Consider the following 23,555-nt stretch of genomic DNA (forward strand, 5'->3'; position numbering starts at 1 on the left):
GGTGCCGACCATGCACACCGCTAGAGTTCTCTTGCTCACCGCTACCATCCTGCTCGCCTTCTCAACCGGCTGCACTGGAAACGGCGTAACACTGCGCCCCGATGGCAGCCCGGGGCTACAGGAGTGCCCGGCGGAGTCAAAGAAGGCGATGCGCTACATGGGACTGCGTGTTGGGGACAGCGTGTTGGTGGATCTCGACGCGAACCAAACAGAGAGCCGACGAGTCACGCTCTACGATGGGCCCATTGAGAGTGTCACAAGGGAGGATTTCGGCCCGTTCACGGCGACGAGCCGCTTGTATGGGCAGGTTTGGACGAGCGGTCCGCAGGTTGTAATCCGTTACTACGAAGCGCAGTCGCCGACCGGCGAAAAAGTTCCCCTTTGTGCGGTGGCACGACTCGGTTATGACCAAATGCGGAAGTTGCCCGAGTCCAAAACTGGAACCGCCATCCTCGAAGGCTCTGTCGCAGCCGCGTTTATCGTTGATGCGTTCCGGTGATCCAATCGCTTGGCTTCCCCAGCCTCTGCGCCGCTACCACTGAAGAAGTTGCTTCACACGGTGGGTCTGATTACTGCTTGCTGCGCGTGCGTATCAATGAATTGCCCTGGCGTTTGTTGGGAATGAGTGGGGCTGTCGCTCATCCGCCGATTGACATGGCTTCTAAGTTCATGTCATCGGGTTCCGAGTTAGAAAGGTACCTGAGCGGCCGGATAACTGAGGCGACTCGGGTGCCTGGGAATAACCGTGCCCCGCGAGTAGCCGATGCAGAAAAGTGGCTTGTTGGTCGCGCGCAGTAGCGCTTCGATTGCGGCGCAGCGCCCCGCGTTGATGTCCATGGCGGACGCGCCCCAGCAGCACAAGACCGCTTCGGCATTGGCCACCATGGCCTTCAGGAACCGGTCAGTATGCCGATCCCACAAGACTAAGCTTGGCGCCTTGAGCTTGGAGGGATCCTTGTCGCAGTAGGAAAAGACGTTGGCCATGAGCAGCCGACTGTAGCCCCATTGCCGGGCGACATTGACCAATTTCGACACCGTATTGTCCGAGCCCTCTCGCGTGGCCGTTGACGGGTTGCAGCCGCAGGCCATCAGAATGCGTTCTGGCCCGTCGTCCTGACCGGCGCTGGCAGCTTCAAAACAGTAGTCAAGGTAGTAGCGGTGCCGCCCGTTCCGTGTATGGGGGGGCGAAGCAGTCCCGCGTCATCAGCACCTTCACGTTGCCCGCTTTGAACAGGAAAGAACGGCGGCCGGGCGGGAGCAGGGGCAGGGACATATGGTTGGAAGAGTCAGGATTAAGTTCCAGCGTACAGCAAAGCATACATGTATCGGCAGTGCGAAAGCTGAAGCTCGGACGCTCGGAGCGCGAACAGGCAAGACACCAGATGCCTCAACATTGCCTCAAGCTGGACTTGCAGCGCGGCAAGCTCCAGGTGCGCCGTTCCATCTGGCAGGGATGACTGGACTGCCCAAGGGCGGACGCGAGCGGACAGTGGACCTGCCGCGCTCGGCAGTGGACGCCCTCAAGGGACACCGGCACCTGCGCGGTCCCTACGTGTTCTGTCAGGAGGACGGCCAGTCACTGACCGCTGGCATGACGGAGCACCGACTGGAGCGGGCACTGGGCCGGGCGGGCATCACGCCGCCGTACCGACCAGAGACGCCGGAGGGCTCACTTGAGGGCACATGCGGAACCGGGGGTAAAAGAAAAGCCCAGCAACCCCGTAGGATTGCTGGGCTTTTCCGTGTGTCCCCGACGGGATTCGAACCCGTGTTACCGGCTTGAAAGGCCAGCGTCCTGGGCCTCTAGACGACGGGGACGGCTCCTTCTACCTCTGTGAGTCGCGGGGGGCTCGAACCCCCGACCCTCGGCTTAAAAGGCCGGTGCTCTACCAGCTGAGCTAGCGACTCGCACTATTCTTTTTTACGGGACCCTCCGATTTCCGCAAGGCCCCTCGATGTGGCCACTCTCTACCAGCACTCGTTCCGGACTTCTACTCCCGATCCGGGTCCCTGTTTCCCGCCAACCTCCACGTGCCCCGCTCCCTCCGCTGGCTGGCGCTCCCCCCGCGAGGCGCTATACCGGAAGCATGCGCCGCGACAGCCGACACTCCGAGGGAGCACCCGAGGAACCCGACGACCTGGACCTGGAAGGGGAGGAGGACGAGGAGCCCGCCTCCAAACCCCGGCGCTACCTCACCCGGGCGGGGGCCGAGCGCATGCACAAGGAGCTGCTGCGGCTGCTCAACGAGGAGCGTCCCAAGGTCACCGCCGAGGTGTCCGCCGCGGCCGCCCAGGGAGATCGCTCGGAGAACGCCGAGTACATCTACGGCAAGAAGCGCCTGCGGGAGATCGACCGGCGGCTGCGCTTCCTCCAGAAGCGCCTGGACACCGCGACCATCGTCGTTCCGTCCGAGCAGACGGACACCGGGCACGTCTACTTCGGCGCCACGGTCACGCTCGAGGACGAGGACGGCGGGCGGGTGACCTATCAGATCGTGGGCTCGGACGAGATCGACACCGCGGGCGGGCGCATCAGCGTGGAGTCCCCCCTGGCCCGGGCCCTGTTGCGCAAGAAGGTCGATGACACCGTGGAGGTCGTCCGGCCCCGAGGGGAGATCGAGTACACCCTCGTCCAGATCCGCTACGTGTAGCGGCCTGTTCGCCCTGGTGCGTCATGCAACACCCGGCTGGCATGCGCGTGTCCTCCGCGCGTCTTTGTCCACTGCTCCGGGAGTCCGGGTGATTGGGGAGTGTCCTCGTCGCTGGACGCGTTAAAACTCCAGGAGGTCCCGAAACGGCTTCGTCGGGCTTCCTGCCGAGGAAGCGAGCCCTATATTCGGGAGGAGTAGAGCAGGCGCAGCGCAGTCCGTCAGTCGGAGTCCCGTCGCACGGTCGGTCCATCGGTCGCACCCACTTCGAGGTCGCGCTCCACACGATGCGAAAGAACTTCATCCTCGACACCAACGTCCTTCTCCACGATCCGCGCTCCATCTACGGGTTCAGAGAACACAACGTCATCATCCCCATCTACGTCATCGAGGAGATCGATCAGTTCAAGCGCGATCTCTCCGAGCTGGGCCGCAACGCGCGCCTGGTCGCGCGCTACCTGGATTCCTTCCGGGAAGAGGGCTCGCTGAAGGAGGGCGTGCGTCTGCCGCATGGCGGCGTGCTGCGGGTGTGCTTCACCGAGCGTGAAGCGCCCCTGTCCATGGCGGACAGGGATCTGATGGACAACCGCATCCTCGCGGTGGCGTTGGATCTGATGGAGCGCGAGCCCCAGTCTCCGGCCGTCTTCATCACCAAGGACACCAACCTGCGCATCCGCGCGGATGCCCTGGGCCTGCTCGCCGAGGACTATGACGCGGAGCGCGTGGAGATCACCGAGCTGTACACGGGCTTCACCGAGCGGCTGGTGCCGCGGGACATGGTGGACCAGATGTACAAGTCCGGCGCGGAGGTGGAGATCTCCGGTCAGGACACGCTCTCGCCGCATCAGTTCATCCTCCTCAAAGACGAGACGAACCCGTCCCACGCCGCCATGGGCCGCTTCAATGCATCCCGGGGGCGGGTGGTGCCGCTCTCGCGCGGCATCAAGGAGGGCGTCTGGGGCATCCGGCCGCGCAACATGGAGCAGAGCTTCGCCCTGGACCTGCTGATGAACGACGAGATCAAGCTCGTCACCATCGTGGGCAAGGCGGGCACGGGCAAGACGCTGCTGGCGATCGCCGCGGGCCTGCACAAGGTGACCGAGGAGAGCGTCTACCAGAAGCTGCTCGTCAGCCGGCCCGTCTTCCCCCTCGGCCGCGACATCGGGTTCTTGCCCGGGACGCTCGAGGAGAAGATGAACCCGTGGATGCAGCCCATCTTCGACAACGTGGAGTTCCTCATGAACCTCAGCCGCGCCGACAAGAAGGCCGGCCGGGGCTACCACGAGCTCATCGACCTGGGGCTGATGGAGATCGAGGCGCTCACCTACATCCGTGGGCGCAGCATCCCCAACCAGTACATCATCATCGACGAGGCCCAGAACCTCACGCCCCACGAGGTGAAGACCATCATCACGCGCGTGGGGGACAACACGAAAATCATTCTCACCGGGGACCCATTCCAGATAGACAACCCCTACGTGGACGCCACCAGCAACGGACTCGTCCACGTGGTCAACCGGTTCAAGAACGAGAAGATCGCGGGCCACATCACCATGACCAAGGGCGAGCGCAGCGCCCTGGCCGAGCTCGCCGCCAACCTTCTCTAGTGCCCTGCGCCACGGGAGGAGTCAGTCATGTCGGGAGACGGTACGCAGCAGGATCCCGCCCAGGGCACGGGCGGCGAGCAGGAGAAGAAGCCGCTCATCGACTACCCGACCGTCTACACCTTCAAGGTGATGGGGCGGCGGGCCCCTGACTTCGTCGAGCACGTGCGCGACCTCTTCCGCTCGTACATGGGCACGGAGATTTCCCCGGACTCCATCCAGGAGCAGTCCAGCAGCAAGGGGACGTACGTGTCGGTCAGCGTGTCCGTCTACCTGCTGTCCGAGGAGCACCGACGCTCCATCTACGTGCGGCTCAAGGAGGAGCCGCGCGTCGTCTACTACTTGTGAAGGTGGCCGATCGGGGCCCGGAGCCCTGGTGGAGTGGGGAATTGGAGATTCCCGAACATCGGTGTAGAAGGGACGTGTCATGAGTGTGGCCGAGCCCTTTCCGCTCTACTTCCCCGGTGATGCTCGGCGTCCCTTCGGCTCCGAGCTGGCAACCCGGCGCTTCGCCAAGGTGGCTCAACTGGAAGAGGGCGGGCGCGTACTGGATCTGGGGTGCGGTCCTTCCATCCAGGCCGGCGTCGTGCTCGCCCAGGAGTTCGGTTGCTCCGTGGTGGCCGCGCACTGGGATGAGGCACAACTGTCGCGCATGCGCGAGCGTGTCCACGCGCTCGCGCTGGACGGGCGCGTGGAGGTGCGGCGGGTGGACCTGGGCCGGCTCTCCTTCCGCGAGGGCGAGTTCGACGCCATCCTGTGCCAGGGTCCGATCGTCATGGCCCTGCCCGACGCCCTGCGCTCCCTCCGGCCCTTCCTGGCCCACCGAGGACGGTTGGGCCTCACCTATCCGGTGCGCGTGGGCCGGGTGACTCCGCGCGCGGTGCTCGAGTTCTGGGAGCGCCGTATGGGCGGCCCCCTGTTGTTGCCTCGCGAGTTGCTCCAGCAGTTGTCGCAGGCGGGCTTCGAGCCCGAGTCCGTCGAGTCCCTCCAGGACTCCGAGCTGGATACGCTCTACCGGGAACTCGCCCCCTACCTCGAGCAGGCGCCCGCCGAGTCCATTCACTGGCTGCGCGAGGAGATGGCCCTGCACCGTGAAAATGGGACGGCCACCTCCAGCTACGCCTTCGTCGTGGGTCGTCGTCGGGAGCCGGGAGAGAAGCCGCCCGCCTCGCGCGACCGCGGCTAGCGCGCCCCTCGGGTGGACGCCCTCCCTCCGGGAAGGCGTCGTCCCGCGTTCACTGCCCCCCAGGTCACTGCACCGAGGGGAGGAAGTCCAGCAGCTCCACGGACTCGGCCGCCATCCCGAGCGTCACTTCCCGCCGGTAGCCCGCCGCGTCTCCACCGATCTGGAAAGGCATCGGCCTGCTGAAGCGCAGGTGCACCTCGCGCGCGTAGAAGTCATGCAGGCCCTCGGGGAACCAGCGGCCCGCCCATAGCTTCGGAAGGTTCGCCAGCACGTGGGGCGGGTTCAACTGGCCCAGGCGCAGCTGCATCATCCCCGGGCGCTGTCCCGCGAAGGGGAACATGCGGAAGCCGTAGCCGTAGTAGGGCATCGTCGCCGCCGCCGCCATGATCAGCTCGCCCTTGAAGAGCCTCGCCCCGGGGGCGAAGGGCTCGCCCACGGGCCTGCCATCCGGGTCCACGCGGTACGCCGGGCCGGCCTGGCCATTGGTGACCTCACACTCCACCCGCGTGGGATTCGTCAGGTAGTGCGGCACCGTCTTGAAGGCCACCGCCGAGAAGTAACCGCCTGGCCCCGACAAGAGCTTCTTGAGCAGGCCCCGGCCCAGGTGATCCTTCACCCAGAGGTAGTCGTTGAGCAGCTTCCCATCCACGCCCAGGCCCGCGAAGGGCGTGCGCGTGCCGTCCACCATCAGCAGCTCCATGCACCGCTGACCGGACACCTTGCCGGCACGCGCCCGGGTCACATCCTGGAGAATACCCTCCGTGCCCCCACTGGAGTTCACGTACGAGGCCAGTCCGTTGCCCGTGCCCAGCTTGAGCACGCCCAGGCGGGGTGCCTGCCTGCCGGCGAACCGGCCGCGCGGCTCCATCTGACGGAACATCTCGTTCACCACGCCCAGGAACGTCCCGTCGCCTCCTCCCGTCATCACCACCGGGTAGTCGCGCTCCAGGATCGTCTGGACGATGCGCCGGCAGTCCAGCTCCGAGCGAGACAGGAAGAGATCCTGCTCCGGGACCACGTGCGACAAGAACTTCACCAGCCGTGCGTCTACCTGGCGGGCGTTGGCATTCAGCAGGACCGCGAGTCGATGCTCGGTCGCCCCGAGAACGGACGGGCTGGAGCGCGCTTCGACGGACCGCAGGGGCTGAACCATCATGGGTGCTGTCTCCACGAAAAATCAGGTGCCCACCGCGACGTCGCGGCGGGGGGCCCCTTGAGTCTGTGCATGTTCTCCGCCAGCGGCTGACGCGAGGCGTTAGCTGTCCGTTTCCCCAGGAGTTCCAAGGGGTTGCGGCACTGGCTCGAGCGGAAGCCGTCCGGCGGATTGGTACCCGCGGGTGGCGGAAGTGGAGAATGGTTTACGCACCTGGCACCCGGTCGTGGCTGGTCCGTCACCCGGGAAGCACTCGGTTTGACACCCCGGGGTGGGTGGTTACGTTGGTCACACGACGGAAGCAATCCAGCCTTTCGCGGTAATTTTCCCAGTTATTTCCGGAGGTTGTACACCGTGGGCAAGATCATCGGCATCGACTTGGGCACGACCAACAGCGTGGTCGCCATCATGGAGGGCCGCGAGCCCAAGGTCCTCACCAACGAGGAGGGCACGCGCACGACTCCCTCGGTCGTCGCCTTCGCCAAGGATGGGGAGCGGCTCGTGGGGCAGGTGGCCAAGCGTCAGGCCATCACCAACCCGGAGCGCACCATCTACTCCATCAAGCGCTTCATGGGCCGGCGCTACGAGGAGACCACCGAGGAGGCCAAGCTCGTGCCCTACAAGGTGGTGCGCGGCCCCAATGGCGACGCGCGCGTGGACCTCGACGGCAAGCAGTACAGCGCGCCGGAGATCTCCGCGCAGGTGCTGCTCAAGCTCAAGCGCGCCGCGGAGAACTACCTGGGCGAGAAGGTGACCGAGGCGGTCATCACCGTGCCGGCCTACTTCAACGACGCCCAGCGCCAGGCGACCAAGGACGCGGGCGAGATCGCCGGCCTCACCGTGCGCCGCATCGTCAACGAGCCGACCGCGGCGGCGCTCGCCTACGGCCTGGACAAGAAGAAGGACGAGAAGATCGCCGTCTATGACTTCGGCGGCGGCACGTTCGACATCTCCATCCTCGAGGTGGGTGAGAACGTGGTCGAGGTGCTCGCCACCAACGGCGACACGCACCTGGGCGGCGACAACATCGACCTGACCCTGATGAACTGGCTCATCGCCGAGTTCAAGAAGGACACGGGCATCGACGTCGCCAAGGACAAGATGGTGCTGCAGCGCCTCAAGGAGGCCGCGGAGAAGGCGAAGATCGAGCTGTCCTCCACCATGGAGACGGAGATCAACCTGCCGTTCCTCACGGCGGACGCGACGGGCCCCAAGCACCTCAACGTGCGGCTCACGCGCGCCAAGTTCGAGTCGATGATCAGCGACCTCGTCGAGCGCTCGCTGGAGCCGTGCCGCAAGTGCCTCAAGGACTCGGGCCTGGACGTGAAGGATCTGCACGAGGTGGTGCTCGTGGGCGGCTCCACGCGCATCCCGATGGTGCAGGAGGCCGTCAAGAAGCTGTTCGGCAAGGAGCCCAACCGCTCCGTGAACCCGGACGAGGTGGTGGCCGTGGGCGCGGCGGTGCAGGCCGGCGTGCTCTCGGGCGAGGTGAAGGACATCCTGCTGCTGGACGTCACCCCGCTGTCGCTGGGCGTGGAGACGCTGGGCGGCGTGATGACCAAGCTCATCGAGCGCAACACCACCATCCCCACCCGCAAGTCGGAGACCTTCTCCACGGCGGCGGACGGCCAGACGCAGGTGGAGATCCACGTGCTGCAGGGTGAGCGCGAGATGGCGGCGGACAACCGCAGCCTCGGCCGCTTCCACCTGACCGGCATGCCTCCGGCGCCGCGCGGCGTGCCGCAGATCGAGGTGACGTTCGACATCGACGCCAACGGCATCCTCAACGTCAACGCCAAGGACAAGGCGACGGGCAAGGAGCAGAAGGTCACCATCTCCCACTCCTCGGGTCTGGCCAAGGACGAGGTGGAGAAGATGGTTCGCACCGCCAAGGAGAACGAGGCGGCCGACAAGGCCCGTCGCGAGCTCGTGGAGGTGAAGAACCAGGCCGAGGCCCAGGTGTACGCGGCCGAGAAGCTGGTGAAGGAGAACCGCGAGAAGCTCCCCGCGGACGCCGTGTCCGCGATCGAGGCGGCCATCAAGGGCGTCAACGACGTGCGCGAGGGCGACAACAAGGACGCCATCAAGAGCGCCCTGGATGCGCTGCAGCAGGCCAGCTACAAGGTGGCCGAGGAGATGTACAAGGCCACGGGTGGCGCCGCGGGCGGCGAGGCCGGCGCGCCTCCTCCGGGCGCCGAGCAGGGCGCGGCTCCGGGCAGCTCGGCCAAGCCGAAGGACGACGTGGTGGACGCCGAGTTCCGTCAGTCGTGATGTCCGGTTGAAGTCCACGAGGGCCGGCGCTCCTCCCACGAGGGGGCCGGCCCTCGGCTTTTGTTGCCAGGGCCAGGGGGATACGATGCGGCCTCTCGTCCCTCGTGGAATCACCGTGATCCATACCCCCACGCCCGTCTCCGCCCAGGCCGCGCAGGCCTTCCGCCGCTTCTTCCAGGAGCTGCGCGAGGCCTATCTGGAGCGCGAGACCCTCTTCACCCAGATCGAGCTGGCGCTGCTCTGTCGCGAGCACGTGCTCGTGGTCGGCCCCCCGGGAACCGCCAAGAGCGCCATTGCCTCCGCGGTGCTCGGCCGCATCCTGGACGAGCAGACCGGACAGCCCTCGCTCTTCGCCAAGCAGCTCGCCGAGTCCACCGTGCAGACGGATCTCATCGGCCCGGTGGACTTCAAGGTGCTCACCGAGACGGGCCGGACCGAGTACCTCACCGAGGACGGCATGCTGGGCGCCACCCACGCCTTCCTCGACGAGGTGTTCGACGGGCGCGACATGCTGCTGCGCTCCATCCTCAACGTCCTGCACGAGCGCGAACTCAAGCACGGGCGCCGGGTGACGAGCGGCCGCATCGAGTGCGCCATCATGACGAGCAACCGCTACCTCTCCGAGGTGCTGGCGCGCTCGCCCGAGCTGCTGCTCGCCTTCGCCGACCGCCTGAGCTTCATCTCCTTCGTACCGAAGAGCTTCGCCCGGCCCGCCAGCCGCTCCGCCATGCTGCACCGCTTCGCCCATGGCCTGCGGCCGGACCTGCGCGCCGTGCTCACCCTGCAGCATCTCGACGTGCTCCAGAAGGCCGTGGAGCGGGTGACGGTCTCCAACACCCTGCTCGAGGCCATCGAGCTGCTCACCGATGAGTTGGAGCGCGCGCTCACCGCCCAGGTGTCCAAGCTGCCCGACTACGTTCCCACCAAGTACTTCTCCCAGCGCTCGGTGGTGAAGGCCTTGTGGGCCCTCAAGGCCGCCGTGGTGAGGGATCAGCTCTACCGCCGTCCGGATCGTCCCCTCGAGGCCACCCTCGAGGACCTGGACGCCCTGCGCTGGTTCTTCCTGCTCGGGGGGCCTCCCGCCGAGGAGTCCGAGGCGCTCCTCAAGGTGGCCGTGGATCCGCGAGAGCGCGCGCAGCTGGAGATCGTCCGCATCGAGCAGAAGGCCTTCGATGCCGCCCTGGCCAAGGTGCGTGCGGAACTGGGCGCGGGTCCGGAGCGCGAGGCCGCGACGCTCGGCGCCGCCGAGGAGCTCAAGACGGTCGAGGCGCTCGCCCGGGAGCGCGGTTTCCAGCCGGGAATCGCGCTCTCAACGGCGCGCAGGCTGCATGGCAAGCTCGTTCCCGGCCCCCGCCACGCCGACAACCGGGTGGCCCTCCTGGCCGCCGCGCGCGGCCTGCTCGCGAGCGTGGAGCAGCGGCTGTCGCGCGGGCCCATCGAGGGCAGCGAGCCGCGCGCGGGCGAGGCCTTGTTCTCCGCGCTCGTGGAGTCGCTCTCCCTGTGCCGTCAGGTCCCCGAGCTGACCCCTCGGCTGCCCGCCGTATGCGACGCGATCCACCGCTTCGTCCTCCAGGCGTTGGAAGTCATGGCGCTCCAGGCCGAGAGCCTCGCCTTCGACGAGTCGGTGTCCCTGGATCCGCTCGTCGCACTCACGGACAACCTCGCCGAAGAGCTGGGCCAGGTGGGCGAGCTCCTGGCGCTGCTCGCCGAGTCCTCCTCGGGCTCGGTCCCGCACCTGAGGACCGCGGAGGCCGAGACTCGGCGACGTGCCGTGTCCGCGATCCGTCAGCGCGCGGAGCGTGTCTTTCCGGGCCCTCGGGGCCGAAGGGATCCGCTCGATGCGCTCTCCGCGGACTCGCGCCGGCTCGCCCAGCTCGAACAGTCCCTGTGCCGGTTGGAGCCCTCCCAGCGCGGTCTCAAGCAGCAGCTACTGGAGCCGCTCGGCTTCGACTATGCCCGGGACGTGTTCTCCACCGTGCCCTTCGAGCGCATCGACCAGTTGTCGCGCACGGTGCAGGCGGTGGCGGAAAACCTGCGGCGCGAGGGCCTGGCCCCCGAGCCCGTGTTCGTCGAGTGCCGCGACATCCTCGAGGCGCGTCTGCGCGAGTACGTCCAGGGAATCGGCCGCGAGGTGGCGAGCCCTCCGACCGCCCCGCAGGCCGCCGTCAATGGCGAGGCCTACAGCTTCTACCGGGGCTCCTTCTCCAAACAGATCCCGGACGGAGAGTTCCCCGCGTTGCTCGGCCTGGAGGGACAGCTCGCCTTCGCCCGCTCCGCCTCCAGCGCGTTCTTCCTCTCCGATGCCATCCGGGACGCCGTGGCCCGGGTGGAGCTGTCCTTCGTGCAGGTGCGTCTCAAGTACCTGCGCAGCTGGCTCACCCAGTTGCTCACCTCGCTGCCCGCGCCCCAGAGCGCGAACACCCGGGCGGCCGCGGATCAGATCTTCGATCGCCTGGTGCGCAGCCGCTTCCCGATGCTCGCCCTGAAGGAGGGCGAGCTGGTGCGCCTCAAGGGCGTGCTCGGCATGTTGATGGGCATGCCCGGGGAGTTGGGAGAGAGCGCGCGCAAGCTGCAGGGCGTGCTGCTCGGCATCGACGACGACTTCTCCCGCTTCAGCAAGCAGTTGCTGGAGCTGCGGGCCTCATTGTGAGGAGGGGCTGACGCGTGCTCGGCTCGCGGCTCGCGCATCTGCGGCTTCAGTTGGATTCGCTCCAGGAGCGCCCGTCCCGGGGCGAGGGCATGCGCTCCTGGTGGCGGGGAATGACCGCCCCGGCCGAGGTGGACCTGTCCCTGCCCACCGTGACGGCGCTCGATCGGGCCCTGGAGCGGGTAGGGGTGCATACCCTCGCGGACGCGCGCCTGCTGCTCGAGCTGGGCGTGAAGAAGGGCCGGGTGGGCGAGCTGGCCAAGGGATTGAAGGAGCGCGCGCACGAGGCGCTGGAGGAGTTCGAGCGCACCCTGGAGGCCGTGCACAAGATGCACCACGCGGGCCGCACGCCCCCGGGGGCTCGCACGACGCTGGAGCGGGGCTTCGTCCGGCTCGTGCGGGTGCTGCGGGTGGCGGATCTCTTCCTGTCGCCCTCGGCTCCGACTCCGGACTCGGGCGAGGCGCAGCTCTTCCCGCGGCCCGGCCCCTCCTGGAATGCCCAGCGCGCGCCGACCCGGGCGCGCATGGCCGTGGCCGAGTTCCTCGCCCAGCGGGCCCGCGCCACCGTGGACGACGTGGTGCAGAAGCGCAGGGATCTGGACATGGCCCACGAGCTGTTGCTGCGCATCGGCATGGAGCATGACCGCGAGCGCGGTGTGGCCCTGCGCCATGAGGTGGCCCAGGCCCGCGAGCGCGTCCGCGACACGCCCCCGACACGCTCGCTCGAGGAGCTGGTCGAGCAGGTGCGCCAGTCCGCGGTGCGCGAGCCACAGCTGGCCTGGCGCTCGCTCCGGGGCCTCTACGAGCGCGCGGTGGAAGCCGAGCAACCCCAGCTCGCCGCGGCGGCACGGGCGGCGCTCACCCGGCTCATGCCCCCACGCGAGTCGATGCGGGCCCTGCTGGAGTCCGCCGAGCGCGATGAGCTGCGGCGCTGGTTCGGCGAGGAACAGCCGCCCGCGAGGGCCGACAAGGTGGAGGGGCTGCGTCCGGAGGACTCGTCCGCGGACGAGCTGCTCGCGGACCTGGCCTTCTCCCTGCGTCCCGAGCAGCGCGCCGCGTTCGAGCTGGCGGCCGGCTGCGCCCGCTACTTCGACGTGGAGGACGTGCTGTCCGACGAGGTCGTCGAGGTGAACCCCCGCAAGGTGCGCCCGGTGCCCCGGCTCGTGCCCCATCCCACCCAGAACATGACCTTCGAGCGCACGGGCGGACTGCACGACGTGCACAACTTCGTCCTCTCCGATCCGCGCATGCTCCTCTACGATCTGGCTTCCCACCGCCAGCTCGTGCGCGCCTACCTCGAGGACGAGCCACCTCCCGAGCCCAAGAAGAAGAAGCGCACCGCGGTGCGCGTCTACGTGTGTGACGCCTCGGGCTCCATGCACGGCGCCCGCGCGCGCTTCCGCGACGCCCTCATCATCGCCGAGCTCAACAACCTGCGCGTCAAGGCGCGCCAGGGCCTGCCCTTCGATCCGCTCTACTTCTCCTTCTTCAACGACATCCCCACCGAGCTGTCTCGCGTGGACACGGCCCGCGAGGCCACCCGGCAGATCGAAAAGCTCTTCCGCCACTCTCCCGCCGAGGGCCAGACGGACATCACCCTCGCGCTCATGTCCGCCTTCGACTCGATCCGCGCCGCGCGTGGACGGGATCCCTACCTCGCGCGCGCCACCGTGGTGATCATCACCGATGGCGAGGATCGCGTCGATCTGGAGCTCATCCGCCGCACCCGCGCGCCCATGGACTCGCTGGACATCGCGCTGAGCTTCGTGTCGCTCGGCGAGGAGAACCCGGACCTCAAGTCGCTCGTCCAGGAACAGAGCGCCCGCGGAGGCCGCGCCTTCTACCACCACCTGTCCGACCGGGAGATCCAGTGGGCGCGCACCGAGTTCGACAGCCCCTGGCGCACCTTGCTCCCCCGCGACGTACCCGTCACCCCCGAGGCCCTCGAGGCACTCGGCCCCCACCTGGCCGCGCTCGAGGCGCTCGCCACCGGACGCTCCGCCCCCGCCGCGCCCCTCGTGTCCGAGGCCTCCTTCGACGCGCTCTTCCCCGCGCCCGAGGCGCTCGCGCGGCAGCAGGCCCCGGAGGTCCCCGAACCCGAGGTGGTCGCACGCGTGGCGGACATCCTCGACGCGCTCGTGGAGACCTCCGCGCTCGCCCCCGCCGATCGCCGCGCCACCGAGACGCTCGTGCTCCTGCGTCACCTGCTGGACGTGTACCAGCTCACTCCCGCGCGCTACCTCGCGGCGTTCGCCACCGGAAGTCCAGAGGTGCACGAGCGCCTCGCCCGCGTGCGCCTGCTCTGCCGTCCCTTCGGCTAGGCTGTGCCCCGGCCATGTTCTTCGACTGGTTGCGCAAGAAGACTCCCAAGAAGCCCGCGCACGGGGTGGATCCCCTCGCGGCCTTCGATCAGCTCATCGAGGACCTGGAGCGGCAGGGCGCGGAGGTGCGCAAGTCGGCCGCCACGCTGCTGGCCCTCAAGGGCGAGCTGTCCCGCTCCCAGGAGCGCTATGCCCGGCGGCTGGAGGAACTCGCCCGGCGCAAGGCCGTCGCGGACACCCAGGGGGACGCGAAGATCTCCCAGACGCTCGAGCGCGACCGCGCCCAGGCCGAAACCCTGCTGAACACCACGCGCGAGTCGCTGCTCCGGGCCGAGCAGGACGGCCAGTTGCTGCTGGAGGCCGCCGCGGACCTGGGCAACCGGGTGGCCGAGCTGCGCACCGAGCGGGAGAGCGCCTCCGCGCGGCTCGCCGTGGGCGGCCTGGTGTCCAGCGCCCTGCGCGAGCAGGTGGAGCGCTTCGAGAAGGTGCTCGCGGTGGACGCGGCCCGGGATGAGATCGAACGGGCCCACGCGCTCGCGGAGATCTACCGCGAGGAGCGCGAGGAGTCCGGCAAGCAGGGCTGAGCGCGCGGGCCCGCCCTCACCGGATGAAGCGGGAGAGGGCCCGGAGCCAGACGACCACCGCCTCCGCGCCCGCGTCGGGCAGACCGAGGGCGCGCTCGCCGAGGTAGCTGGCACGACCCAGACGGGGCTTCATCCGCGCCGTGGCCTCGGCTCCCCGCTCGGCGGCGAGGAGGGCCTCCGCCCAGGCCTCGGCGGGCGTGCCTCCGGCCTGGAGCTCCCGGGAGAAGATGTCCGCGGCGGGGCGCAGGGCGTCGATCATCGTGCGATCTCCCGGACCGGCGCCACCGAGCTCGGCCACTGCCTCGACACCCGCCTGGAAGGCCTCGGCCCAGGCGCGGGCATCGGGCAGGGGATGCTCCGCCAGCCGGCGGGAGGCGCGCAGCAGGGCGGTGGCGTAGAAGGGCCCCGAGCTGCCGCCAATGGCGCGGCGCAGGGCCTCGCTGAGCGCCATCAGGGCCCGCGCGGGGCTCGTCCAGGAGGACGGGGGCAGGGCCCGGATCGCCGCCGCGCCCCGTACGAGGCTGATGCCGAGATCTCCATCCCCCGCCGCGCCGTCGAGTTCCGTCAGCCGCGTCTCGGCGGCGTCGAACGCATCGGCGATGGCGAGGAGCGCCTGGTGGACGTGCTCCATGTCCGCCGGGCGCGACTCGGTGGGACTGGAGGCGTGTGGCACGGTGCGAGCGGGCGCGATCCTGCGCGCGGGGGCGAGCCGTCCGGAGCCCGGCCAGGCGGGGGCGGAGGTGGCGGCGTCGAGCCGGTGCAACCGCTCGTCGTCCACCTTCAACAGGGACAGGGAACAGCCGGGCATCTCCAGGGCGGTGAGGAACTCGCCGCTCCAGGCCCGCTCCACGGTGAGGCCCCGCTCGCGCAGGAAGGCCAGGGCGCGGCGGGCGATGATCGCCAGCTCCTGGGCCGGAGTGCCTCCCAGCCCGTTGATGAGCAGGGCCACGCGGTCACCCGCGCCGAGGCGTTGATCGTCGACGATGGCGGAGAGCAGGGTGTCCACCAGGGCATTGGCGGGCTGGAGGGGGACGCGGCGGACGCCTTGTTCACCATGGATGCCGAGTCCCAGCTCGATCTCGTCCTCGCCGAGGGAGAAGCCGGGACGGCCCGCGGCGGGCACGGTGCAGGCGCCGAGGCCCACGCCCATGGTGCCCAGCGCGCTGGCGGCGGCGGCGGCTTCGCGCGCGACCTGCGCGAGCGAGGCGCCGGAAGCGGAGGCGGCGCCGGCCACCTTGTGCACGAGGACGGTGCCCGCGATGCCCCGGCGCCGCGAGGGCTCGACGGTGTCGCGCAGGGAGACGTCGTCGGAGACGATGACGGTTTCGGTGGGGATGCCCTCGGCGCGGGCCAGCTCGGCGGCGAGACCGAAGTTGAGCCGGTCTCCGGTGTAGTTCTTCACCACGAGGAGGGCACCGGCGGGCCCGGCGACGGCGCGGATGGCGGCGAGGACCGAGTCGGTGCTCGGGGAGGTGAACACGTCGCCGGCGACCGCGGCGTGCAGCATGCCGGGCCCCACGTAGCCGGCGTGGGCGGGCTCGTGTCCGCTGCCGCCTCCGGAGAGCACGGCGACCTGGCGCGCGGCGGGGTCGGCGGGAAGATCGGAGCGCATCACGACGGCTTCACCCTCGAGCAGCGCGAGCCCTGGATGGAGCGAGACGAGACCTTCGAGCATCTCCCCCACGACGGCGCGGGGATCATTGATGAGCTTCTTCATTGTCGTCTCCAGGGCAGAGGAGGAAAGGGCCGCGCCGCATCGGGCGCGGGCACGGAAGGTGGACGCGAGGCATGAACCGCGTCAAGCGCGATCGCGCCGCGGTTGGAGGCGCGGGACGGAGGGATGGTAATGAGGAAGGAGGTTTTACCGGGAGGTGGCGAGTGGTTCTTCGAGAAGCTGGAGCGGTGCTGCTGCTATATCGCTCACGGCGTGTGCCAGTACGCGTTCCTGGGAGCAGGAGGGCGGGGAGTTCCGTCCGGGTGCGGTGGCTGTGCAGCCCATTCCCCTGGTGCCAAACGAGTTTCAACGAGCTGTCGAGCGGCTGGTCCGGGACATGAAGTGGAAGGGAACACCTCGGGAGGCGGCGGAAGGACAGCAGATGCTCGCTACCAAAGCCGTCCTCAAGAACCGGGAAATCAAAAACGAGCGACTGGAACTGACCGACAAGGGCTCGCTCTACTTTCTCGGTCCCGAACTCACGTTGAGTCATTGCACCGTCGTCCTGAAGGTGTCTGCCAGAAGCCTCCTCATCCGCGAAGGAACACGTTTCATAGACTGTACCTTCGAGGTGAAGAAGGAACTGAAAAACCATCAGGATTGGGTATTTGCCTCCCTCAAGGGTTGCCGGTTCAAGGGGAGGCTGTCGGGTTGTGAGTTCGGCCGTTGGCCCGACTATTCGGAAGGATGGGAGCATGGCTCCATCGACGCCTGTGATTTCTCCGAGGCTCACTTGGACGGCTGTCGGTTCCACGGCTGTGACATGAGCACCCTCCAGTTGCCCCTATGGCCGTGCTTCACCATTCTGGATCCCCTCCGCCGGGGTCCTGAGTTGGTTGCTCGGCAGTGGCCCGGGGATGTTGGCATCGCGATGAAGGGGCACCTTCGCGAGCCGCCTTCCACCGTGGCCGTGACCTGGTCTGCATCGGTCCTGGCGAAGGAGGGTGGGACTACGCCGGAAGCTATCAAGGCGGTCCTCGATCAATGTGAGGGCATCGTCTATTGACGCGGGGCGGGCTCCGCATGCCTGGAGGACTGGACTTCGCCTCGTGGAGCGGAGAGCATTGGGTCATGGCCGGAATGCGCGAGGACTACATCGAGCGAATGATCAAGCAACTCGTCTCCGCGCTGGCGGCCATCGCGAAGGCGGGAAGGGGTCAGAAGACGGACGAGGCGCTCGAACTGGTGCGGCAGACGAGCCTGTCGCTGTTCGGGATGGAGTACCGCACGCTCATCACCTTCGATGCGGCGTCGGTGGCGGAACTGCTCGGGACTCCCGAGAAGATCCTGGCCCTGGTCAGATTGCTGAGCGCGGAAGCGGACCTGCTCGAGCAACGTGGGGACATGGAGGGTGTGTCACATCGCCTGGGTCATGCGCTCGCGTTGTCGCGGCACGCACAGGCCAAGAAGGCCACTCCCGAGGGTGAAGCGCTCCTCCAGGCGGTGAGTGATCGACTGTCCGCGCTTTGACGTTCGGCCTGCCCAGCATATCGCGCTCTTCGGAGCAGTTCCCAACCCATGTTCCCAAGTAGACCCTGCGGCCTGGTTGCTCTGGCGGAATTCTACTGGTGCACGCTACCGTATCTTGCTGGACACATAGCCAAACAGGTACTGGGGGGATGCCGTGTGCACTTCAAGACGACTCGCACGAATGTTTGCATTCATGCCTTTGTTCGTGCTGCTCTCCGGATGTGCCGCTGGAGCAACAAGGACTTGGGTTGAAGGGGGAGTGAGACCGAGCCACTTCCAATTCAAGGATGTTGTTCCTCTGCAAGACGAGGAGGCCGGGGGCTGGCGGGCCGCTTGTCTTCACGTTGGCATCTTGAGAGATATCACGGAAGAGTTGGTTTACTGCAAGTTTGGCGTCGAAGTACCAATCAAGAACAAGAAGCAGGGCTTCATTCCCGTAGATGTGGCACAAAGCCGAGCTGCAAGCTGCGCTAATGCAGTTGCTTGGGAGACGCTCGGGGCTGCTACGCTTGCAACGCCCATAGGTATTGCGTGCGAGCAGTTCAAGACGCTTTATGGACTAACTCTTAGAGAGGTTATCCTGGGATCGCGCGTCACGTCCATTTGTTATCCAGGGGTTGAGCCTGTCATTCTCACTCCTCGCGTTTCGCCTGTCAGGTGATGTCATGTCTTCGTCTCTTGAGCAGTTGATTGCGGTCGCGAGCAGATACTGGCCATCAAATAGAAATGGCGACTATCGTCCGGGCCAGCAGATCAGTCCCGAAGCCAGGCGGCTTCATGAGTTGTGGGAACAGGAAATCAAAAATATAAATCGCTGGTGGGCATTCCTTGATGAGCTCAGGGGTGAGTTGCCCGGATTTTCCATTGGCGATGCCACCGCGACGCCCGATGCTTGTTTCCGTTGTGTCGTATACCCCGATAAGGGACGCCCGTTGCCAGACCTTCATTGGGTCGTTGTTGGTTGCGTGAGCATTATTGCCCCGGTTTATGCCGTCTATGGTGTGCAGTTCGAAGACCGGGAGAAGACGCGGGTTTTCAGGGCGATGGACTTTGAGCTTCAGCGACCCGAGATAAAGGCGCCTGCTGAAGTCATTGCAAGGAGAGTCGAAGCTAAGTTTGGATTCACCCGGCTTCCGCGCGAGATGGCACAAATGCCCGTTTCGCTGTTCGTACAATGGAAGGAGCCTCCAGAAACCACATTGTTTCACGCGCTCTTCACGAACGAACCAGAGAACGTCCCTTGACTTCAACGAAGAGAGCCTCCTCAGCCGACGACGAGGAGGCTCTCATCGAACGTAGCCTCCAGGCGGTGCTCAAGACTTCTTCAGGAACCGGAGGGCTTCTCGGTTGATTCGCTTCAACTCGGCGACCTGCTCATCAGTCGGCGGTCCGTCAACCAGGAAGATTCCTCGCCTTGCGAGTGGAAGCTCCAGCTCGATGGCCGTTTTGAGTTGTGCGAACAGATCTGGGTCCTCGGGAAACAGTTCCCGTGCCTCGCGCTCCACTGTTGGGTCCTGGGAGAGCGCTTCAAGCTTCTTGGCGTCATGTCCCGCTTCGGCGCGAATTGCGTCAATCTTCGCAAAAAACCACCTTGAGCTGGCTCGCGTCTTCATCTGGCACTCCTCTTGAATTGTCTCTCAATCCATCCGCGACCCAGATTCCAGGCTCCCTTGTCGGAGGAAGCACTCGCGTGTTCGGCGAGCGGTCGATGGGTGCGATTTACTCGCCCGGCTGGCCCATCATGGGTGCCCCCGCTCCTGCGGGGACGTACCGGGGAACAGGCACTGGGATGGACGGAGCAGGAGGTGGAGCTGGCGCCACTGCCTGGGCATGAACCGCCGTGGCGACCAGCACGCCGAGCCCCATCACACGGAAGGTCATTCCGAAAACTCCTACTTGAAACGTCATGCCCCGCGCTTCTACCTTCGTTTTCATCGCCCAGGCAAGGTCACCCCGGGGCGCCTACAGTGCGTTCCCGCCGCCTGTGGTGATGTGCTCGCGGCCGCCCGGGAGTTGCTCCACCTCCTGCCGCCACCCAATGGCGTTGAGACGGTAGAAAGCAAGGGAGACTGGCTGCTGGAAGTGTATCGCGACCAGGCCTACAAGTACGAGATGCTCTCCGGAACGGAGTCGAACCTGGCGCGGCATGGTCGGCGCATGGCGGGCGAGTTCTTCCGGATGCTCACCTTCTGAAAGGGGCGGGGATGGATTCGCTCGGGAACATCGTCTTCAAAGATCGGGAAATTGAAAACGAGCGGTTGGAGCTGACGGATACGAAAGCCAACTACATCCTCGGCCCCAGCCTGACGATGAGGAACTGTACCCTCGTGCTAAAGGTGTCCGCCCGGCGCCTGAGCCTCAAGCTGCCCCGGTTCATCGACTGCACCTTCGAGGTGAAGCAGGAGTTGAAGAACTACCAGAGCTGGGTGGCAGCATCCCTGAAGGGCTGCCGCTTCAAGGGGCGGCTGTCGGGGTGCGACTTTGGGTACTGGCCTGAATACATGGACCTGCCGTGGTATCAACACGGGTCCATCGAGGACTGCGACTTCACTGAGGCCCGGCTGGCAGGGTGTCGGTTTCACGCCTGCGACATCAACACCCTTCGCTTCCCCAAGTGGCCCTGCTTTACCTTCCTTGACCCCATTGGCCGAGCCCCCGAACTACGCAGCGTTAAATGGCCGGGAAGCTTTGGTGATATCGTCGTGGACAACCTGCATACTCACCCTCCGTCCACCAAGGCCTTGACTTATTACGCTCCCTCCGCTGCCGAGCGTTTCGAGACCACCCCCGAGGAACTCCGAGCCGTCATCGAGAAGTTCGACTGCATCTTCTACTGACGGGACGGTGGGCTTGATCCGTTTTAGTGGCTCTCCCACAGTTCCGGAACGGAGTCGAACCTGGCGCGGCATGGTCGGCGCATGGCGGGCGAGTTCTTCCGGATGCTCACCTTCTGAGAGGTCGGCGGATGCTCTACAACAAGGTCTTCTACCAGGGCCAGGAAATCGAGAACGAACGACTGGAGCTGACCGACAAAGGCTCGCTCTACTTCCTCGGCTCGGGACTGACGCTCCGCAACTGCACGGTCGTCGTCAAGGTCTCGGGGAGGAACCTGTTTCTGACCGGCTCCCGTTTCATCGACTGCTCTTTCGAGGTGAAGCAGGAGCTGAAAAATCACCAACAGTGGGTAAAGGCTTCCCTCAAGGGGTGCCGCTTCAAGGGGCGGCTAACAGGGTGCGACTTCGGGCACTGGCCCGACTACGGTACAGGATGGGAGCACGGGGCCATCGAGGACTGCGACTTCACCGAGGCCCTCCTGGATGGCTGCCGCATCATGGGCGCAGACCCCACCACCCTGCGCTTCCCCAAGTGGCCCTGCTTCACCATCCTGGACCCCATCAGGCGAGCCCGCGAACTCAACAGCGTCCAGTGGCCGGGGGGTTTTCGCCCCATCATCGTGGAGGGTCAGTACAGGGATCCTCCCTGCACGACAGCTGTAACGCTCTACGCTCCATCTCTCGCCAAGCGCCGCGAGACGACCGAGGACGCATTCAGAGCGGCCATTGAGCAGTTCGACTTCATCGTCTACTGACGGAACCGTGTGGCGTGTATACGTCTCTTGCGATGCCCACCTCGCCGGTGTAGCTTCGGTCAGATGAAAAGCACGAATTACGACTTGGTCCTCGGGACAGGGGTCCTCCTGGGGGTGCTCGTATTAGGCTGTGCATCGGGACCGGCTACGCTGGAGCTGACCGACGACGCGAGCAGCCATGAGTCCGCAGGGATGAGCGGCGGTACTTTTTATCCCGCCATCGAAGAACTCAACCGGTACGTTCTCGTCATCCAAGAGTCCCCAAGCGGTCACGTCACGCACAGTTGGCGTCCTGCGGAGGAGCTTGACCTTTCGTCATTCAGGTTCCAGCCCCGCACCGAGAGAACACACGGGCGCTCGTGCTTGCGGCTGCTGCTAGACGCCGCGACTGCGATGAAGAGAACCGTCAGTGCGTCAGTGAGTGTATGAGCACCCCAGTCCCCCGGGGATACGGGCACATGACAACTCCGGATCGTGGGAAGGGCGGGAAAAAAGAATATTGTGAGCGTCGATGCATGCAACCCTATCTAGATTGCAAGAATGCGCAGGGAGAGCGCGTTCTGGAGTTTTCGACCGCGAGCAAAGCGGTTGATTGGTTGAAGCGATACCATCAGGAGATTTTATTGGGAGGCGTTGTCGTCATCGCAGGGGTTGCTTTTGTCGCGGTTGCCTCCGGTGGAGGCGCACTGATTCTTGCTCCGGTCTTGTTGTTGGCAGCATCATGAGCCCTGCGGCGGGTTCCACACTTTGGCGGCGACACCATGGCAATCGGAGACCTGATCAATAACGCGGTGGATCTCCTCGGACGAGTCGACGAGAAGACCCAGTCCCCGGAGGAGCACGAGTTGCTTCGTGCTGCGGCCGACGCGCTCAGATTCATCTGGGCGAATGGGCTGTCATATGAATTCATGGACTATCGGGAGAGCCTCGAGTTTGAGTCGCCGCCCCCGGTGGTTGCCGCTTTCAAGACGCGCGAGGAAGCGAATTCCTGGCTGGCCAACAACCCCAGGCCGCCGGCCATGGCTTATGTCCTGATCTCGGGCGAGTACCATGTGGTGGCGTATCGTCGCGAGAGCGATTGGCGCACCTTCCTCCCGCATCCAACCCTTGAGTTTTATCTTGAGGAGATGACGAAAGACGGCCTCCCTTCGGTGGTGGTCACATTCAACACCCGTGAGGAGGCAGATGCTTGGTTTGGAAGTCAGTCGGAGCCGTCAGCGCAGACGGTCATTCAGATCGGGGGCGAGCACTATCTGGCGGTGTACTATCGAAACATCAAGCACCGCGCCATCTTCCCCTTCTCCACGGCCAAGAGGCTAGAGAAGAAAGAGGAATCGGGACAATAGAAGCGGCGGCCCAGCAATACGCGCTCGATTGCCGGGTGGTTTGAAACGAAGAGGACCTCCTCGCTCGGTGACGAGGAGGCTCCCTTCTCGATGGTGGGGTCGGACTAGGGGATCTCGATTCCCCTGATTCTGAGTCTCTTCCCCGAGTCATCCCGTAGGAGCAGCTCGCATTCTACAGATGTCCAGGCGGATGGAGCTTCCATCTCGATGATGACCATGAACGCCACGTTCACCTCGGGCATCGCTTGCTGCCAGGAATGGACAATCGGCCAATCCCCGTGGGGGAGGAGCCGTACTTCTATACCGATGTTGTTCCAGGGGATCGAACCCAAGTTCACCAGCCAGAGTTCAATGGCTATACGGTACTTGGAGCGATAGCTGACCCCCTTGTCGACGCGGAGCTCGTTGCCCTCTTGTCCAATCAGTGACTTCTTGAAAGTCCGGGCACGGATGCCCTCTCGAGTCATGGAGTGGCTGTAAATCAGCCAATGCAGTTGGCGGGGATCCGCGTACTTCTGACGAAGTTGCTCGAGTTCGAGCCGCAATCGGGCCAGCTCTTGCTGGCTGCGTTGCCTTTCCACGCGTTCCTGCTCCAATTCGCGTTCGAAGGATTCGCGAGTTCGCGTATCGCGGAACACCTCGACTTGTCGGGTGGACTGGTCGGGAGACGCCACCAGGAACAGCGTGAGGGCGTCCTCCGGGTGGTTTCCATCCACGTAGCGAGCCGACAAGCGAAGCCGTTCGCCAGGAGCCATGTCCTTGGGGGGCATGACATTGATGCTCGTGCGACCACGAGAGACCTCTTCGAACCGGAACTCTTCTTGCAGTTCCACCAAGACGGGTTCATCGAAGACAACTCCTGTCATGCGTCCAGGGCTGACGCAGATCTCGTGGGGAGTAGGGGCTGTTCTCGTTCGTTCGATACGCTGAATCTCTTCACAGTCCATGTGCCCAGGAGGGGCGGGGTTCTGTGTCAATGAGAGTGTCAGTATGAGCGGCAGGGCGGTCGCGAGCACGGGTCA

At 65.8% G+C, this 23,555-nt stretch carries 21 protein-coding genes, 2 tRNA genes and 2 pseudogenes; 18 read left to right on the forward strand and 7 right to left on the reverse strand.

Going from position 1 to position 23,555, the window contains the following annotated elements; translation table 11 throughout:
- Positions 1–10 precede the first annotated feature (10 nt).
- Complete coding sequence (locus CYFUS_RS18170; RefSeq protein ID WP_095992087.1) at positions 11–499, forward strand: serine/threonine protein kinase; 489 nt, start codon at positions 11–13, stop codon at positions 497–499.
- A gap of 188 nt (positions 500–687) precedes the next feature.
- On the opposite strand, the pseudogene CYFUS_RS18175 reads toward CYFUS_RS18170, so the two are convergent.
- A pseudogene (locus CYFUS_RS18175) lies at positions 688–1,098 on the reverse strand (DUF1643 domain-containing protein); the annotation flags it as partial.
- 305 nt (positions 1,099–1,403) lie between these two features.
- Here CYFUS_RS18175 and CYFUS_RS52760 point away from each other — a divergent pair.
- Positions 1,404–1,639 (forward strand): annotated as a pseudogene (locus CYFUS_RS52760) (site-specific integrase); the annotation flags it as partial.
- Positions 1,640–1,745: 106 nt separating this feature from the next.
- Here the strand turns inward: CYFUS_RS52760 and CYFUS_RS18185 are convergent.
- Both CYFUS_RS18185 and CYFUS_RS18190 read right to left on the reverse strand, forming a co-directional pair.
- A tRNA-Glu gene (locus tag CYFUS_RS18185) sits at positions 1,746–1,818 on the reverse strand.
- A gap of 17 nt (positions 1,819–1,835) precedes the next feature.
- Positions 1,836–1,908: transfer RNA gene (locus tag CYFUS_RS18190), tRNA-Lys, on the reverse strand.
- Between the two features lie 179 nt (positions 1,909–2,087).
- Between CYFUS_RS18190 and greB the strand changes: the two genes are divergently transcribed.
- From greB to CYFUS_RS18210, 4 genes are all read left to right on the forward strand, one after another.
- Positions 2,088–2,651, forward strand: a complete 564-nt coding sequence (greB, locus tag CYFUS_RS18195; RefSeq protein WP_198316617.1) for a transcription elongation factor GreB — start codon at positions 2,088–2,090, stop codon at positions 2,649–2,651.
- Positions 2,652–2,935: 284 nt separating this feature from the next.
- Positions 2,936–4,255 (forward strand): PhoH family protein, encoded by a 1,320-nt coding sequence (locus CYFUS_RS18200; RefSeq protein ID WP_095986373.1) that lies wholly within the window; start codon positions 2,936–2,938, stop codon positions 4,253–4,255.
- Positions 4,256–4,282: 27 nt separating this feature from the next.
- Positions 4,283–4,600 carry a YbeD family protein gene (locus CYFUS_RS18205; RefSeq protein WP_095986374.1) on the forward strand — a complete coding sequence of 106 codons (318 nt, stop codon included), beginning with the start codon at positions 4,283–4,285 and terminating at the stop codon, positions 4,598–4,600.
- A gap of 79 nt (positions 4,601–4,679) precedes the next feature.
- Positions 4,680–5,438 carry an SAM-dependent methyltransferase gene (locus tag CYFUS_RS18210; RefSeq protein WP_095986375.1) on the forward strand — a complete coding sequence of 253 codons (759 nt, stop codon included), beginning with the start codon at positions 4,680–4,682 and terminating at the stop codon, positions 5,436–5,438.
- A 64-nt stretch (positions 5,439–5,502) separates the two neighbouring features.
- On the opposite strand, the gene CYFUS_RS18215 is transcribed toward CYFUS_RS18210, so the two are convergent.
- Positions 5,503–6,594: a diacylglycerol/lipid kinase family protein gene (locus CYFUS_RS18215; protein WP_095986376.1), complete on the reverse strand. Its 1,092-nt coding sequence runs from the start codon at positions 6,592–6,594 to the stop codon at positions 5,503–5,505.
- A 351-nt stretch (positions 6,595–6,945) separates the two neighbouring features.
- Between CYFUS_RS18215 and dnaK the strand changes: the two genes are divergently transcribed.
- The 4 genes from dnaK to CYFUS_RS18235 all read left to right on the forward strand — a co-directional run bounded on the left by dnaK (position 6,946) and on the right by CYFUS_RS18235 (position 14,414).
- Positions 6,946–8,862: a molecular chaperone DnaK gene (gene dnaK / locus CYFUS_RS18220; RefSeq protein WP_095992089.1), complete on the forward strand. Its 1,917-nt coding sequence runs from the start codon at positions 6,946–6,948 to the stop codon at positions 8,860–8,862.
- A gap of 118 nt (positions 8,863–8,980) precedes the next feature.
- Positions 8,981–11,512: an AAA family ATPase gene (locus tag CYFUS_RS18225; RefSeq protein WP_420042707.1), complete on the forward strand. Its 2,532-nt coding sequence runs from the start codon at positions 8,981–8,983 to the stop codon at positions 11,510–11,512.
- A gap of 14 nt (positions 11,513–11,526) precedes the next feature.
- The gene (locus CYFUS_RS18230; RefSeq protein ID WP_095986378.1) at positions 11,527–13,830 is read left to right on the forward strand and encodes a vWA domain-containing protein; all 2,304 of its coding nucleotides are present in this window, start codon (positions 11,527–11,529) and stop codon (positions 13,828–13,830) included.
- 14 nt (positions 13,831–13,844) lie between these two features.
- Complete coding sequence (locus CYFUS_RS18235; protein ID WP_095986379.1) at positions 13,845–14,414, forward strand: PspA/IM30 family protein; 570 nt, start codon at positions 13,845–13,847, stop codon at positions 14,412–14,414.
- Positions 14,415–14,430: 16 nt separating this feature from the next.
- On the opposite strand, the gene CYFUS_RS18240 is transcribed toward CYFUS_RS18235, so the two are convergent.
- Positions 14,431–16,131 (reverse strand): dihydroxyacetone kinase family protein, encoded by a 1,701-nt coding sequence (locus CYFUS_RS18240; RefSeq protein ID WP_095986380.1) that lies wholly within the window; start codon positions 16,129–16,131, stop codon positions 14,431–14,433.
- 265 nt (positions 16,132–16,396) lie between these two features.
- Here CYFUS_RS18240 and CYFUS_RS18245 point away from each other — a divergent pair, with 265 nt between their 5' ends.
- From CYFUS_RS18245 to CYFUS_RS50660, 3 genes are all read left to right on the forward strand, one after another.
- Positions 16,397–17,134 (forward strand): pentapeptide repeat-containing protein, encoded by a 738-nt coding sequence (locus CYFUS_RS18245; RefSeq protein ID WP_332468389.1) that lies wholly within the window; start codon positions 16,397–16,399, stop codon positions 17,132–17,134.
- A gap of 17 nt (positions 17,135–17,151) precedes the next feature.
- On the forward strand, positions 17,152–17,598 hold the full coding sequence (locus CYFUS_RS18250; protein WP_095986381.1) for a hypothetical protein: 447 nt from the start codon (positions 17,152–17,154) through the stop codon (positions 17,596–17,598).
- Between the two features lie 665 nt (positions 17,599–18,263).
- Positions 18,264–18,842: a hypothetical protein gene (locus tag CYFUS_RS50660; protein WP_157758507.1), complete on the forward strand. Its 579-nt coding sequence runs from the start codon at positions 18,264–18,266 to the stop codon at positions 18,840–18,842.
- A gap of 69 nt (positions 18,843–18,911) precedes the next feature.
- On the opposite strand, the gene CYFUS_RS18260 is transcribed toward CYFUS_RS50660, so the two are convergent.
- Positions 18,912–19,211 carry a hypothetical protein gene (locus CYFUS_RS18260; RefSeq protein ID WP_043430027.1) on the reverse strand — a complete coding sequence of 100 codons (300 nt, stop codon included), beginning with the start codon at positions 19,209–19,211 and terminating at the stop codon, positions 18,912–18,914.
- 217 nt (positions 19,212–19,428) lie between these two features.
- Between CYFUS_RS18260 and CYFUS_RS18265 the strand changes: the two genes are divergently transcribed.
- The 5 genes from CYFUS_RS18265 to CYFUS_RS18290 all read left to right on the forward strand — a co-directional run bounded on the left by CYFUS_RS18265 (position 19,429) and on the right by CYFUS_RS18290 (position 22,533).
- A complete protein-coding gene (locus CYFUS_RS18265) occupies positions 19,429–19,791 on the forward strand; it encodes a hypothetical protein (protein ID WP_095986383.1) in 363 nt (120 codons plus the stop codon).
- Between the two features lie 11 nt (positions 19,792–19,802).
- A complete protein-coding gene (locus CYFUS_RS18270) occupies positions 19,803–20,435 on the forward strand; it encodes a hypothetical protein (protein ID WP_095986384.1) in 633 nt (210 codons plus the stop codon).
- A gap of 128 nt (positions 20,436–20,563) precedes the next feature.
- A complete protein-coding gene (locus CYFUS_RS18275) occupies positions 20,564–21,187 on the forward strand; it encodes a hypothetical protein (protein ID WP_095986385.1) in 624 nt (207 codons plus the stop codon).
- A gap of 458 nt (positions 21,188–21,645) precedes the next feature.
- Positions 21,646–21,912, forward strand: a complete 267-nt coding sequence (locus CYFUS_RS18285) for a hypothetical protein (protein WP_157758508.1) — start codon at positions 21,646–21,648, stop codon at positions 21,910–21,912.
- Positions 21,913–21,948: 36 nt separating this feature from the next.
- Positions 21,949–22,533, forward strand: a complete 585-nt coding sequence (locus CYFUS_RS18290; protein WP_095986388.1) for a head protein — start codon at positions 21,949–21,951, stop codon at positions 22,531–22,533.
- Positions 22,534–22,637: 104 nt separating this feature from the next.
- On the opposite strand, the gene CYFUS_RS18295 is transcribed toward CYFUS_RS18290, so the two are convergent.
- The gene (locus tag CYFUS_RS18295) at positions 22,638–23,549 is read right to left on the reverse strand and encodes a DUF2381 family protein (protein WP_095986389.1); all 912 of its coding nucleotides are present in this window, start codon (positions 23,547–23,549) and stop codon (positions 22,638–22,640) included.
- Positions 23,550–23,555 lie beyond the last annotated feature (6 nt).

Origin of the sequence: Cystobacter fuscus (assembly GCF_002305875.1) — a bacterium.
Taxonomy (GTDB): Bacteria; Myxococcota; Myxococcia; order Myxococcales; family Myxococcaceae; genus Cystobacter; species Cystobacter fuscus_A.

Bases quoted from the DNA above. Each gene is read 5' to 3' on its own strand.
- CYFUS_RS18170 (WP_095992087.1), top strand. From the start codon at position 11: ATGCACACCGCTAGAGTTCTCTTGCTCACCGCTACCATCCTGCTCGCC.
- greB (WP_198316617.1), top strand. From the start codon at position 2,088: ATGCGCCGCGACAGCCGACACTCCGAGGGAGCACCCGAGGAACCCGAC.
- CYFUS_RS18200 (WP_095986373.1), top strand. From the start codon at position 2,936: ATGCGAAAGAACTTCATCCTCGACACCAACGTCCTTCTCCACGATCCG.
- CYFUS_RS18205 (WP_095986374.1), top strand. From the start codon at position 4,283: ATGTCGGGAGACGGTACGCAGCAGGATCCCGCCCAGGGCACGGGCGGC.
- CYFUS_RS18210 (WP_095986375.1), top strand. From the start codon at position 4,680: ATGAGTGTGGCCGAGCCCTTTCCGCTCTACTTCCCCGGTGATGCTCGG.
- CYFUS_RS18215 (WP_095986376.1), bottom strand. From the start codon at position 6,594: ATGATGGTTCAGCCCCTGCGGTCCGTCGAAGCGCGCTCCAGCCCGTCC.
- CYFUS_RS18235 (WP_095986379.1), top strand. From the start codon at position 13,845: ATGTTCTTCGACTGGTTGCGCAAGAAGACTCCCAAGAAGCCCGCGCAC.
- CYFUS_RS18240 (WP_095986380.1), bottom strand. From the start codon at position 16,131: ATGAAGAAGCTCATCAATGATCCCCGCGCCGTCGTGGGGGAGATGCTC.
- CYFUS_RS18250 (WP_095986381.1), top strand. From the start codon at position 17,152: ATGCCTGGAGGACTGGACTTCGCCTCGTGGAGCGGAGAGCATTGGGTC.
- CYFUS_RS50660 (WP_157758507.1), top strand. From the start codon at position 18,264: ATGTCTTCGTCTCTTGAGCAGTTGATTGCGGTCGCGAGCAGATACTGG.
- CYFUS_RS18260 (WP_043430027.1), bottom strand. From the start codon at position 19,211: ATGAAGACGCGAGCCAGCTCAAGGTGGTTTTTTGCGAAGATTGACGCA.
- CYFUS_RS18265 (WP_095986383.1), top strand. From the start codon at position 19,429: ATGAACCGCCGTGGCGACCAGCACGCCGAGCCCCATCACACGGAAGGT.
- CYFUS_RS18270 (WP_095986384.1), top strand. From the start codon at position 19,803: ATGGATTCGCTCGGGAACATCGTCTTCAAAGATCGGGAAATTGAAAAC.
- CYFUS_RS18275 (WP_095986385.1), top strand. From the start codon at position 20,564: ATGCTCTACAACAAGGTCTTCTACCAGGGCCAGGAAATCGAGAACGAA.
- CYFUS_RS18285 (WP_157758508.1), top strand. From the start codon at position 21,646: ATGACAACTCCGGATCGTGGGAAGGGCGGGAAAAAAGAATATTGTGAG.
- CYFUS_RS18290 (WP_095986388.1), top strand. From the start codon at position 21,949: ATGGCAATCGGAGACCTGATCAATAACGCGGTGGATCTCCTCGGACGA.